We start from the raw sequence: 12,854 nt of genomic DNA on the forward strand, positions 1-12,854 counted from the left end.
CGGCGACGGGCACCGGCTCGGATCACTGGAGGTCCGACTCCTTGTAGTAGCCCGAGTCGACGAGCTCCTTCTTGTAGTTGCTCTTGTAGATGATGACCGAGTCGAGCAGCTGGGACGGAACGACCTTGACGCCGTTGTCGTAGTCCTTGTTGTTGTTCGTCTGCGGCGTCTGGCCCTTGAGGACCGCGTCGGCCATCTGCACGGTGGTGTCCGCGAGCTTGCGGGTGTCCTTGTAGATGGTCGCGTACTGCTCACCCGCGATGATCGACTTCACCGACGCAACCTCGGCGTCCTGACCCGTGACGACCGGGTAGGGCTGGCCGGCGGTGCCGTAGCCGCTGCTCTTGAGCGCGGACAGGATGCCGATGGACAGGCCGTCGTACGGCGAGAGCACGCCGTCGACCTTGGCGCCGCCCTTGTACGTGGAGGTCAGCAGGTCCTCCATGCGCTTCTGCGCGACCTCGGGCTTCCACCGCAGGATCGCGACGGTCTTGAAGTCGGTCTGGTTGCTCTTGACGACCAGGGTCTTGGCGTCGATGTACGGCTGCAGGATCGACATCGCGCCGTTGAAGAAGAAGGTGGCGTTGTTGTCGTCCGGCGAGCCGGCGAACAGCTCGACGTTGAACGGGCCCTTGGCGTCGCCCTTCGAGCCGTCCTCCTTGAGCAGCTTCAGGCCGACCAGCAGCGAGGTGGCCTGCTGCACGCCGACCTTGAAGTTGTCGAAGGTGGCGTAGTAGTCCACGTTCGGGCTGTCGCGGATCAGCCGGTCGTAGGCGATGACCGGGATGTTCTTCTCCTTGGCGCTCTCCAGCTGCGTCGTGATCGCCGTGCCGTCGATGGACGCGATGATCAGGAGCTTGGCGCCACGGGTGATCTGGTTGTCGAGCTGGTTGACCTGCGTCGGGATGTCGTCCTCGGCGTACTGCAGGTCGACCTTGTAGCCCTTGGCCTCGAGCTGCTTCTTGAGGTTGTCGCCGTCGCCGATCCAACGCTCGGAGGAGCGGGTCGGCATGGTGACGCCGACCAGCGCGCCGCTGTTGTCGCCGGCCGCGGCCTGCTTGTCGGCCGTCTTCTCACTCGAACCGCAGGCGGCCATGGCCGCCATGAGCGTCATGGCCGTGGCCACCGACGCGAGCCGGGTCAACTTCATCGTTCTCTCCTTGCGATGGGGGGTCGCGAACGCACGAGATGAGGGAACTTTCCCGCACGTCCGCTCAGAAGTAAACAATCCTGAACACTGTCGTTAGCGGTGCGTTACATTCCGCCGCTCTGCGGGCTACCTTGCGAACTGTCGGTAATAGGCCTGGTTCCAGCGCACCCGGTCGGCGAAGTCGTAGGTGTCCGTGCGCTCGTCGATGAGCAGGAGCTCCGTCTGCAGCATCGCGGCGAAATCGCGCAGCGACTCCACCCCGGCGCCCTGGGTGAGCACCGTGTGGTGCGGCCCGCCGGCGGTCAGCCAGGACTCCGCGGAGGTGGCCAGCGACGGCGACGGCCTCCACACGGCCCGGGCCACGGGCAGCCGCGGCAGCGGCTCGTCCGGCGCGGTCACCTCTATCGTGTTGGCGACCAGCCGGAAACGGTCGCCCAGGTCGACCATGCCGATCACCACGCCCGCGCCGGGCGCGGCGTCGAATACCAGCCGTACCGGGTCCCCGCGGCCGCCGATGCCCAGCGGGTGTATCTCGCAGGACGGCCGGTCGGCGGCGATGCTGGGGCAGACCTCGAGCATGTGCGCGCCGAGGATCTTCTGCTCGCCTGGTCCGAAGTGGTATGTGTAGTCCTCCATGAAGGAGGTTCCGCGCCCGGTGCCCGCGCCGATCGCCTTGACGGCGGCGAGCAGGGCGGACGTCTTCCAGTCGCCCTCGCCGCCGAAGCCGTAGCCGTCGGCCATCAGCCGCTGCACGGCCAGGCCGGGAAGCTGGCGCAGGCCGCCGAGGTCCTGGAAGTTGGTGGTGAACGCCCCGAAGCCCCCCGCGGTGAGGAACTGCCGCAGCCCGGCCTCGATGCGCGCCGCGTACCGCAGCGAGGAGTGCCGGTCGCCGCCGCGGGACAGCGCCGGGTCCAGCGCGTACGCGTCCGCGTACTCCGCCACCAGCGCGTCGACCTCGCCGTCCGGCACGGCGTCGACGACCGCGACCAGGTCGTTCACCCCGTACGTGTTGACGGAGACGCCGAAGCGGAGCTCGGCCTCGACCTTGTCGCCCTCGGTGACCGCCACGTCGCGCATGTTGTCGCCGAAGCGCGCGAGCCGCAGGCCGCGCAGGCACTGCACGCCGGCCGCGGCCCGGGCCCAGCCGTCGATGCGGGCCACCACGCCGGGGTCGGCCGCGTGCCCCGCAATGGTCTTGCGGGCGACACCCATCCGGGTCTGTATGTAGCCGAACTCGCGGTCGCCGTGCGCGGCCTGGTTGAGGTTCATGAAGTCCATGTCGATGGACGCCCACGGCAGCGCCTGGTTGAGCTGGGTGTGCAGGTGCAGCAGCGGCTTGCGCAGCGCGTCCAGCCCGGTGATCCACATCTTGGCCGGCGAGAACGTGTGCATCCAGGCGATGATGCCGAGGCAGGCCGGGTCGGCGTTCGCCTCGAGCATGACCGCGCGGATCGCCGCGGCGTCGGTGAGCACCGGCTTGCTGACGATCTCCGCCGAGATCACGCCCGAGGAGGTCAGGATCTGCTGGATCTGCTGCGACTGCGAGGCGACCTGGTCCAGGGTCTCGGGCCCGTAGAGGTGCTGGCTGCCGGTGAGGAACCAGATCTGGGGCTTCATCGGGTGGACTCCTGTCCGTAGGCGTGCTGGTAGCGGTCGTAGAGGGCGTCGATATCCGGCTGCGCGATGCGCACCGGCTCGCCGAGCTGACGCGAGATGTGCACGGTCCGGGCGACGTCCTCGCACATGACAGCGGCCTTGACGGCGGCCTTCGCGGTGGCGCCGACCGTGAAGACGCCGTGGTTGCGCATGAGGACGGCCGGCGAGCGGTGCCCCTCGAGGGTCTCGACGATGCCGCGGCCGATCGAGTCGTCGCCGATCAGCGCGAACGGGCCGACCGGGATCTCGCCGCCGAACTCGTCGGCGATCATCGTCAGCACGCACGGAATCGCCTCGCCTCGGGCCGACCAGGCGGTCGCGTACGTGGAGTGGGTGTGCACGACGCCGCCGACGCGCGGCAGGTGTTTGTAGACGTACGCGTGTGCGGCGGTGTCCGACGACGGGCTCAGCTCGCCGTCGACCAGGTTGCCCTCCAGATCCGTGACCACCATGTTGTCCGCGGTGATCTCGTCGTAGCGCACCCCGGAGGGCTTGATGACCAGCAGGTCCGCGCCGGGCACCCGGGCCGAGACGTTGCCGGCCGTCCAGACCACCAGCTCGTTGCGGGGAAGCTCGGCGTGCAGGTCGGCCACCTGCCGGCGGATCTGCCTGATCGCGTCCGTCAGGATCATGCTGTGCCCGCCCCCGACCGGCGCTGGATGGCGCGCAGATTGCGCATGACCTTGTTGGCGCCGCGCCCGAAGTGGTCGTGCAGCTTCGTGTACTCCGCGAACAGCTCGTCGTAGACGTCCGCGGCCCGCGGGTCGGGCCGGTACACCGCGGTCTGCTTGCGGCCCATCGCCGCCGCGGCCGAGCGGACGTCCGGGTACGCGCCCGCGGCGGCGGCCGCGTGGATGGCCGAGCCCAGCGCCGGACCCTGCTCGGAGCCGATCACCGACAACGGCATCCGGAGCACGTCGGCGTAGATCTGCATCAGCAGCGCGTTGCGCACCAGCCCGCCGGCGGCGATGAACTCACCGACCGGCACGCCGGCCCGGCCGAACGTCTCGATGATCGTGCGGGTGCCGAACGCGGTCGCCTCGATCAGCGCCCGGTAGACGTCCTCGGGCCGGGTGGCGAGGGTCTCGCCGATCAGCAGGCCGGAGAGCTCGTGGTCGACGAGCACCGAGCGGTTGCCGCTGTGCCAGTCGAGCGCGATCAGCCCGTGCTCGCCGGGCCGCTGCCGCGCCGCGAGCTCGGTCAGCCGCTCGTGGGTGAACTCGGGGGCGAGGTGGCGCAGGTAGGCGGCGAAGATGTCGCCGACCCCGCTCTGCCCGGCCTCATAGCCCCACAGCCCGGCGACGATGCCGCCGTCCACCACCCCGCACATCCCGGGCACGTCGACGGCCGTGTCGCCGTTTACCACGTGGCACGTCGAGGTGCCCATGATGGCCACCAGCCGGCCGGGCTCGAGCGCCTGGGCGGCCGCGGAGGTGACGTGCGCGTCGACGTTGCCGACCGCGACGGCGATGCCCTCCGGCAGGCCCGTCCAGGCGGCGGCCCGCGCCGTCAGGGTCCCCGCGGCGTCGCCCAGCTCGCCGATCGGCTGGTCCAGCTTCTCGGCGACGAAGCCGGCGAAGGCGGGGTTGAGCTCGGCCAGGAAGGCGCGCGCCGGGTAGCGCCCGTCCTGGCGGATGCCCTTGTACCCGGCCGTGCAGGCGTTACGCACGTACGCGCCGGTGAGCTGCCAGACGATCCAGTCGGCGGCCTCGACCCAGCGGTCCATCCGGTCGTAGATCTCCGGGTCCTCCTCGAGGACCTGCAGGCCCTTGGCGAACTCCCACTCCGAGGAGATCAGGCCGCCGTACCGCGGCAGCCAGGACTCGCCGCGCTTCGCGGCGAGCTGGTTGATCCGGTCGGCGTGCGGCTGGGCGGCGTGGTGGCGCCAGAGCTTCACGTACGCGTGCGGCCGGTTCGTGAGGCCCTCGAGCTCGCTCAGCGGGGTGCCGTCGGCCAGCGTCGGGATCATGGTGCACGCGGTGAAGTCGGTGCCGATGCCGACCACCCGGGCCGGGTCGACGCCGGCGGCGCGCACCGCGGCGGGCACGGCCTCGCGCAGCACCTCGAGGTAGTCGCCGGGAACCTGCAGCGCCCAGTCGTGGCCGAGCGGGGTGCCGTCGGGCAGGGCGTCGGTGAGCACGGCGTGCGGGTAGTCGTGTGAGGCCGAGCCGAGCTCGGCGCCGTCGGCGACGCGGACGACGACGGCCCGGCCGGAGAGCGTGCCGAAGTCGACGCCGATCACACAGGTCTCGGACGGTGCGACGGGCATGAGTGATGTACCTCCGCGAAGGGGGGATCCGGCATGTCGCCCGCGTGGTGGCAGCGCGCGTGCCGGGCGGCGTGGGATCGAGTGTGAGCGCTAACATTTCTGATGTCAACGGGTTGGCGGTTACATCGGGGCAACCTGGCCGAAACCGTTTGCCGGGGCCGCCGGGCTATCCGGGCGGGGCCACGCTCGCCCGCTCCACCAGGGTGGGCGCGATGACGACCCGGTTCGGCGGCGCGGCCTCGTCGGTGAGCTGCGCCAGCAGCAGATCCAGGCCCGCCTGCGCGACCGCGTCGAAGTCCGGCCGGATGGTGGTCAGCGGCGGGATGAAGTACGCCGCCTCGGGCACGTCGTCGAAGCCGACGACGCTGACGTCCTGCGGCACCCGGCGGCCGTGCTCGCTGAAGGCGCGCAGCAGGCCCAGCGCCTGGTGGTCGTTGGCGGCGAAGACGGCGGTGACCTCGGGCATCCGGGCCAGCATCCGTCCGGCGTCGTAGCCGGACGAGGCCGACCAGTCGGCGGTCACCAGCGGCGGGATCTCGGCGCCGGCGTCCTCGAGCGCGCCGCGCCAGCCCTCGATGCGCCAGGCCGCGTCGTACCAGTCCACGGGCCCGGAGATGTGCCAGACCGTGCGGTGACCCGCGGCCAGCAGGTGCTCGGTGGCGGCCCGGGCCCCGGCGGCCTGATCGACGGTGACGAGCGTGTGCGAACGCTGCGGATCGCCGTCGATCGTCACCAGCGGCACCCCGACGGGCATGTCCTCGAGCGCGTCGTCGGCGGACTTGACGGGCGCGATCACCACCAGCCCGGCGACCCGCTGATCCAGGTGCCGCTCGACCGCGCCGGCGATCGACTCGCGGTCCAGGCGCCCGACGCTGCCGACGCTGACCGCGAAACCGGCCTCGGCGGCAGCCTGTTCGAAGGCGGCCAGCAGCGAGGCCGGACCGTAGAGGGTGCTGTTCTGCGCGACGATCCCGATCAGCTGCGAGCGGCCGGTGACCAGCGCCCGGGCGGCGCGGTTGGGGCGGTAGCCCAGCTCCGCGATGGCCGCGCGGACCCGCAGCCGGGTCTGCTCGCGCACATTGGGGTGATCGTTGAGCACCCGCGAGACGGTCTGGTGCGAGACGCCGGCCAGCCGCGCGACATCGGTCATGGCGGGACTGCGCGCTGCCTTGACGTCCATCGCCACTCCTGTCCCCGTCGCGGGCCGTCACGACCCGATGAGTGACCGTACCGGCGCCGCGCGGCGCTCGGCGGACGGGTACCGGCCGCCCGGGTGATCCGCACTCTGGGCCCGACGGTAAGTGTTAGCGATAACAAGATTGCCGTCAACCCGCCCGTTCCCCCTGCTCGCGCCGCCCCGTAGGCTCGGCGGAGATGGACGCAGCCCCGGTTTTCCCGCCGAACGACGGCGGCGGCGTGCTCGGCAGCGGCCGCGACGACGGCTTCGCCTCGCTGCGCACCGTGGCCCGCCCGCGCGCCGCGCGCTACGAGCTCGGCCGCTCCCTGCGCGAGCGCTCGCCTCGCACCAACCTGGCCGACTGGAAACCCGCCCCGGACCGGGCCGACCCCATCCAGCAGCTCGTCGACGCCCACGAGGGCCGGCTGCCCCGGCTGATCCCGGTGCGCGTCGGCCGCATGATCGCGTCGCCCTACGCGTTCCTGCGCGGCTCGGCGAACATCATGGCCGACGACTTCGCCAGCCTGCCGCACACCGGGATCACGCCGGTGATCTGCGGCGACGCCCACCTCGGCAACTTCGGCTTCTACGCATCCCCCGAGCGCGAGCTCGTCTTCGACCTCAACGACTTCGACGAGGCACACCCCGGCGCCTGGGAGTGGGACCTGCGCCGGCTCGTCACCAGCGTCTGGGTCGCCGGGCGGCAGAACGGCTTCCGCGAGCACGCCTGCGCCGACGCGGTGCGGCACTGCGTCGCGGAGTACCGCGACCAGATCGGCCACCTCGCCGAGCAGCCGCTGCTGGCCCGCTCGTTCGCCGCCCTCGACGTGGACGACCTGCGCAGGGCGGCCACCAAGGCCGGGTTCCGCGAGGAGATCGAACGGGCCGCCCGCCGGGCCCGGCGCCGCACCAGCGACCGGGCGCTGCCCCGCTTCACCGAGCAGCGCGACGGCACGGCCCGGCTGGTGCAGGAACCGCCGCTGATCACCCGGCCGAGCGACCGGGAGTACGAACACCTCGCGGCGGCGCTCGACGGCTACCTGAACACGCTGCCGCCGCACTGGGCGCGCATCCTGGGCGGCTACCGGATCGTCGACATCGCGCACAAGGTGGTCGGGGTCGGCTCGGTCGGGCTGCGGGCCTACGTGGCGCTGTGCGAGGGCAGCAGCCCGGACGACGTGGTGTTCCTGCAGCTCAAGCAGGCCCGCCGGTCGGTGATCGCCAAGCACCTGCACGGCGACGCGGCGTGGCACCGCCACCAGGGCCAGCGGGTGGTCGAGTACCAGCAGGAGCTGCAGACGGTCAGCGACCCGCTGCTGGGCTGGGCCACCATCGGCGACCTGCAGTTCTACGTGCGACAGTTCCGCGACATGAAGGGCGCGATCCTCGTCGAGGGCATCAACGCGGCCGCGCTCGGCGACTACGCCGGCATCTGCGGGTACCTGCTCGCCAAGAGCCACGCCCGGACCAGCGGCGCGTCGATGATCGCGGGCTACATCGGAAGCAGCGACAAGCTCGACGACATGCTCGCCCGGTTCGCCCACGCGTACGCGGACCAGGTCGAGAGCGACCATCAATGCCTGCTGGACGCGGTGCGCCGGGGCGTCCTACCGGCGGAGCCCGCATGAACGGGGAGGTAGGGACATGAGCGGTCGTCTGTCGCTTTCGGCGCAGCCGGTCCTGGACTTCTGGACCGAGCGGCACCTCTGCACGCTCACCACGCTGCGCGCCGACGGTTCGCCGCACGTCGTGCCGGTCGGCGCCACCGTCGACCCGGAGGCCGGGCTGCTGCGGATCATCGCGTTCCGCGGCTCGGCGAAGGTCCGTCACGTCCTCGCGGGCGGCGACCGGGTGGCGGTCTGCCAGGTGGACGGTCCACGCTGGAGCACGATCGAGGGCAAGGCCGTGGTCCGCGACGACCCGGAGTCGGTGGCCGAGGCCGTCCGCCGGTACGCCGTGCGCTACCGGCAGCCGCGCCCCAACCCGGAGCGGGTCGCCATCGAGGTGACCATCACCAGGGTGCTCGGGTCGGTGAGCCTCGGCGCGCCGCGGTAGCGCCGCTCACTGGTAGGAGATCAGCTCCGGCACGTCGGAGAACCTGAGCAGGTCGGCCGGGGCGTACCGCCGCACGTCCTCGTCGTAGAAGAGCTTGTAGCCGAGATGGAACTGCCGCGGGCGGCGCAGCCGGTCCCAGGTGGCGTCCTTCTCCGAGCGGGTGCCGAAGCCGTCCACGTGCTGGACCATCGCCAGCCCCGGCCGCTGCCGGATCTTCGGGACGTCGGGCAGCATCGAGGCCCGGAACTGGTGCAGCACGAACAGCTTCTCGGGCAGTCTGTGGCGCGCGACCAGGCCGGACACGTAGTCGGACACCCGGTTGACCTCGGCCGCGCCGACATGGCCGATGGTCCTGCCGGGCACCTTGCCGCTGGGCATCCGCCACTCCGGGTCCAGCGCGAGGCCGACGTGCGGCTGCACCAGGAACCGCTCGAGCTGCCGGGCCTGCGGCAGGAAGTCGCCCCGCCCGGGCTGCAGGTCGAGGATGACCAGCACCTTGTTGCGGCGCGCCTGGTCCACGTAGTGCTGGATCCTGCCGAGCTCGATCATCTGGCTGTAGTCGCCGTCCGCACCCGGCCGGGCCTGGGCGACGCTGGCGATCAACTCGTAGGCCACCTGGACCTTGCGGCCGCCGGCGAACGGCTTGGCGGCGGCGCGCAGCCTCGGCAGCACCTTGTCGGGTCCGCCCTCGCCGAGCACGCCGAGCGCGGCGTTGCCGGCCGTGCCGTAGTAGGCCACGACGCGGTACGCGGGAAAGATCCTGGTGCCGCCGAGCGGCAGCTCCCTCGGCTTCGCCGGCCCGCCGGCCGGTGGTGGCGGCGACGTGGCGCCGGGTCCCGCCGAGCCGCCGCGCGGGGCGGACGCGGACGCCGTCGGTGCGGTCTCGGGGCCGTCGCCACCGCAGCCGGCGAGGGCCGCGACGGCCAGGACCGCGAGCGCGCGACGCAGCGAAGGGCGCACATCGACCTCCTGTCTGCGGGCAGAGGGCCACGGTACTGCGGGCCGCCGACATCTTCAGCGCTCACACCCAGCCACGATTGAGTACGCGGCCCCATCCGGACCGGCCCGGCCTCGGGAAAGGTCTGTGTGCATGACCCCCGCCACCATGCGCGGCCCCGCGGCCGCCCTGGCCGCCGCGACGCCGGCCGGCCGTGACCGCTACGTCGACCTCCTGCGGGTGGTCTCCCTCGGCGTCGTGATCGCCGGGCACTGGCTGATGGCCGTGCCCGTGACCGACGCCGGCGGCACCGCCCGGGTGACAAACGTGCTCGCCCTGGTGCCCGCGCTCGCGCCGGCGACCTGGCTGCTCCAGGTGATGCCGGTGTTCTTCCTGGTCGGCGGCTTCGCTCACGCGACGGCGCTGACGTCGATCGCCCGGCGCGGCGGCGGCTACGCGGACTTCGCCCGCTCCCGCACGGCCCGGCTGCTGCGGCCGACGGCGGTCTTCGTCGCGATCTGGCTGGCGCTGGCGCTGGGCGCGGCGCTGGCCGGCCAGGACCACGGCCTGGTCCGGGTCGCCCTGCGCACGGTGGTGCAGCCGCTGTGGTTCCTCGGCGTCTACCTGGGCCTGGTGGCCCTGGCCCCGGCGATGTGGCGCCTGCACCGCCGCTTCGGCGCCGCGGTCCCGGCGGCGCTGTTGGCGGCGGCCGTGGTCGTGGACGTGCTGCGCTTCCACGGGCACCCGCGGGTGGCGATGCTCAACCTGCTGATCGTCTGGGCCGGCGTGCACCAGCTCGGCTTCCTGTACGCGGACGGCACCCTCCAGCGCGGCGGCAGGCGGCTCGGCCTGCTGCTGGCCGGTGGCGGGCTGACCGCCGTAGTCCTGCTCACCTCCGCCGGCCCGTACCCGGTGTCGATGGTCGGGGTGCCCGGCGAGGCGATCTCCAACATGTCCCCGCCGACGGCCGCCCTGGCGGCGCACGCGGTGTGGCTCGTCGGCCTGGTGCTGCTGCTGCGGGAGCCGGCCACGCGCCTGCTGCGGCGGGCCCGGGTCTGGCGGGCGGTCGTGGCGGCCAACGGCCTCGCGATGACGGCCTTCCTGTGGCACCTGAGCGCGGCGTTCGTGGTGCTGGTGACGCTCGGCGGCCTCTCGGCGGGAGCGCCGGGCTCGGCCGGCTGGTGGGCCACGCGGCCGCTGTGGATCGGCGCGGCCGCCCTGGTCACGGCCGTGCTGGTGCTCACCTTCCGGCGTTTCGACGCGGCCCGGCCGACGGTGATCACGGCCGGGCCGGGCCCGCGGGCGGCGGCCGGTGCGGCGCTGTGCACGCTCGGGGTGCTCGGTGTCTCGGCGGTCGGCTTCGGCGGCCTGCTCGAGGGGCGCACGGCGACGCTGCTGGTCGTGCCGGTCACGGCCCCCGTCGCGGTCGCGCTGGTCGCCCTGGGCGCGGGGCTGCTGCGAGCGGCGCCGCTGAGCAGCCCACGCCGGCCGGAAGCCGCCGCAAACGGTGAAATCGTCGGAGGGCGGCGGTAGCTTTCGACGGGTGAGCTGTCTGGAAGCGGATCCCGAGGTCGGCCGCGCGGTGGTTCCGCCGTCGCCGGACGGGACGGAGTTGCTGGAGGGCGCGCCCGTCGCGCTCGGCGGACCCCGCGGGTTCGAGGTCACCCGGACCCTGCCCAACAAGCATCGGCGGATGGTCGGCGCGTGGTGCTTCCTCGACGCGTACGGGCCGCACGCGCTAGCCGGCTCGGCGGGGATGCGGGTCGGGCCGCACCCGCACATCGGGCTGCAGACCGTCAGCTGGCTCGTCGCCGGCGAGGTCCTGCACCGGGACAGCCTCGGCAGCCTCCAGGAGATCCGGCCGGGTCAGCTCAACCTCATGACCGCGGGGCGCGGCATCTCCCACTCCGAGCAGACTCCCGCCGCGCACAGCGGGGTGCTGCAGGGGGTGCAGCTGTGGGTCGCCCTGCCCGGCGCCGCCCGCGACGTGCCGCCCTCGTTCGCCCATCACCCGGATCTGCCGGTGGTCGCCGTCGGCGACCTGTCCGCCACCGTCCTCATGGGTGAGCTGGCCGGTGAGCTCTCGCCCGCCGCGTGCCACACGCCGCTCGTGGGTGCCGAGGTCACGCTGGCCGCGGGCGGCGGCGCGACGCTGCCGCTGCGGCCGGACTTCGAGCACGCGGTGCTGGTCCTCGACGGGGCCGCCACCGTCGAGGGCGCGAGCGTCACGCCCGGGCCGTTGCTCTATCTCGGCGCCGGGCGCTCACGGCTCCGGCTCGACGCTGGTCCGCGGACCCGGCTGCTGCTGATCGGCGGTGAGCCGTTCGACGAGCGGATCGTCATGTGGTGGAACTTCGTCGGCCGCGACCACGACGAGATCGTCGCGGCGCGGGAGGCGTGGGAGGCCCGGTCGGACGGTGGCCGGTTCGGACGGGTGCTGGGCTACGACGGACCCGACATCCCGGCGCCGCCGATGCCGACGACCCGGCTGGTCGCCCGGGGCCGCACCCGCTGAGCTGGGAAGATCCGCATCGGTGAGTCACACAAACGTGGCTTGACGGTGGTCGCGGGCGGGCGGATCGTCAGAGTGACAGCCATGCACGCGGGCTGAAGGAGTGCACCATGAGCCTGCTCGACGTGGGGAAACTCGCCCTCATCACCGTCACACCGACCCTGATCGGCGCCGTGGTCGTCTACGCACCCCGGTGGTGTGCCGTGCTCGCCCGGGTCTGGCCGGACAACGCCGACCGCGAGCCCGTGCCGATCGGCCTGCCCATCGAGAAGCTCGCGGCCGACCTGCGCCGGCTGCTGCGGCTGCACGACGAGCTGACCCGCTCCGCGCACATCGCGATGCGGGCACACCGGCTGTGGGCGGTCGAGGCCGCCATCAGCGTGCGGGCCGTCGAGGCGGCCCAGGCGCTCGACGTGCCGCACCGGGAGCCCGGGCCGGACGGCGCGCTGAGCCGGACCGAGCTCGGCCGGCTGCTGCACGCGCTGGTGGACGCCGGCCTGGTCCTGCCGGCGACCGTCGGACCGTTCACGAAGGACGGCCGGCTCTGACGGGAGCCACGCGCCGGCACCCCGGCCCGGGAAGAGGTCGAAACGGCGGCGGGTGCACCCGCCGCCGTTTCTGTGCCCCGGCTGATGGCGGCCTACGACGGGGGGCGCGGTGGCCGCCGGCCGGGGAGTTCAGGGTGGACACGGTCCGGGGAGCCGAGCGGTGCGCGGCCGTCCGGAGGCGGCCGTCCGGAGGGTGGCGCGCACGGCGCCGAGGTGTCGTGTATCGGTCACTGCACGGGCCGGTCGCCGCGGCCGACCGACATGCCGCGGGCCGGTACATCGTCGGACCGGCCCGTGGCTCCAACCATGACATCCCGTCACGCCATGATCCGCGGCGCGGCGACGTGTCCCTCGCCACGGTCACGTTCAGTGATCACGCTCGCCGGGATCCGGCGAGTCCACACAGCACCTTTCCGTCGCTTTCCTCAGCGGGTCATTAAGAATGGCTTAACTTCTGCGGCCGGCCACGTCCGCGTAACAATGGAAACCGTTCATGGAATGGTGATCGGGCGCGGCGACCGCGGTCACTTTCCGTCAATCGACCGGAACC

The 12,854-nt window shown here is 72.6% G+C and carries 11 protein-coding genes; 5 read left to right on the top strand and 6 right to left on the bottom strand.

Going from position 1 to position 12,854, the window contains the following annotated elements:
* Window positions 1-22: 22 nt before the first annotated feature.
* The 5 genes from chvE to AB0B58_RS17350 form a co-directional block, all read right to left on the bottom strand.
* Complete coding sequence (gene chvE, locus AB0B58_RS17330) at window positions 23-1,150, bottom strand: multiple monosaccharide ABC transporter substrate-binding protein (protein WP_360224374.1); 1,128 nt, start codon at window positions 1,148-1,150, stop codon at window positions 23-25.
* A gap of 126 nt (window positions 1,151-1,276) precedes the next feature.
* Window positions 1,277-2,767 carry an L-arabinose isomerase gene (gene araA / locus AB0B58_RS17335; RefSeq protein ID WP_360224376.1) on the bottom strand — a complete coding sequence of 497 codons (1,491 nt, stop codon included), beginning with the start codon at window positions 2,765-2,767 and terminating at the stop codon, window positions 1,277-1,279.
* Window positions 2,764-3,438 carry an L-ribulose-5-phosphate 4-epimerase gene (locus tag AB0B58_RS17340; RefSeq protein WP_360224378.1) on the bottom strand — a complete coding sequence of 225 codons (675 nt, stop codon included), beginning with the start codon at window positions 3,436-3,438 and terminating at the stop codon, window positions 2,764-2,766. Before AB0B58_RS17340 ends, araA begins: the two co-directional genes overlap by 4 nt.
* Window positions 3,435-5,075, bottom strand: coding sequence for a ribulokinase (gene araB, locus AB0B58_RS17345; protein ID WP_360224380.1), 1,641 nt, complete (start codon window positions 5,073-5,075; stop codon window positions 3,435-3,437). The genes AB0B58_RS17340 and araB overlap by 4 nt, the downstream gene beginning before the upstream one ends.
* Before the next feature lie 166 nt (window positions 5,076-5,241).
* The gene (locus AB0B58_RS17350; RefSeq protein ID WP_360224382.1) at window positions 5,242-6,255 is read right to left on the bottom strand and encodes a LacI family DNA-binding transcriptional regulator; all 1,014 of its coding nucleotides are present in this window, start codon (window positions 6,253-6,255) and stop codon (window positions 5,242-5,244) included.
* Between the two features lie 194 nt (window positions 6,256-6,449).
* Between AB0B58_RS17350 and AB0B58_RS17355 the strand changes: the two genes are divergently transcribed.
* Complete coding sequence (locus AB0B58_RS17355) at window positions 6,450-7,880, top strand: DUF2252 domain-containing protein (protein WP_360224384.1); 1,431 nt, start codon at window positions 6,450-6,452, stop codon at window positions 7,878-7,880.
* A 16-nt stretch (window positions 7,881-7,896) separates the two neighbouring features.
* A complete protein-coding gene (locus tag AB0B58_RS17360) occupies window positions 7,897-8,307 on the top strand; it encodes a TIGR03618 family F420-dependent PPOX class oxidoreductase (protein WP_360224386.1) in 411 nt (136 codons plus the stop codon).
* Between the two features lie 6 nt (window positions 8,308-8,313).
* Here AB0B58_RS17360 and AB0B58_RS17365 read toward each other — a convergent pair whose 3' ends face one another.
* Window positions 8,314-9,267 carry a hypothetical protein gene (locus AB0B58_RS17365; RefSeq protein ID WP_360224388.1) on the bottom strand — a complete coding sequence of 318 codons (954 nt, stop codon included), beginning with the start codon at window positions 9,265-9,267 and terminating at the stop codon, window positions 8,314-8,316.
* A 130-nt stretch (window positions 9,268-9,397) separates the two neighbouring features.
* Between AB0B58_RS17365 and AB0B58_RS17370 the strand changes: the two genes are divergently transcribed.
* The 3 genes from AB0B58_RS17370 (at window position 9,398) to AB0B58_RS17380 (ending at window position 12,304) form a co-directional block, all read left to right on the top strand.
* Entirely contained in the window at window positions 9,398-10,777 is a 1,380-nt protein-coding gene (locus AB0B58_RS17370; RefSeq protein WP_360224390.1) for an acyltransferase, read from the top strand.
* A gap of 10 nt (window positions 10,778-10,787) precedes the next feature.
* Window positions 10,788-11,759 (top strand): pirin family protein, encoded by a 972-nt coding sequence (locus AB0B58_RS17375; protein ID WP_360224392.1) that lies wholly within the window; start codon window positions 10,788-10,790, stop codon window positions 11,757-11,759.
* Between the two features lie 107 nt (window positions 11,760-11,866).
* The gene (locus tag AB0B58_RS17380) at window positions 11,867-12,304 is read left to right on the top strand and encodes a hypothetical protein (RefSeq protein ID WP_360224394.1); all 438 of its coding nucleotides are present in this window, start codon (window positions 11,867-11,869) and stop codon (window positions 12,302-12,304) included.
* Window positions 12,305-12,854 lie beyond the last annotated feature (550 nt).

Origin of the sequence: Actinoplanes sp. NPDC049118 (assembly GCF_040648555.1) — a bacterium.
GTDB lineage: Bacteria > Actinomycetota > Actinomycetes > Mycobacteriales > Micromonosporaceae > Actinoplanes.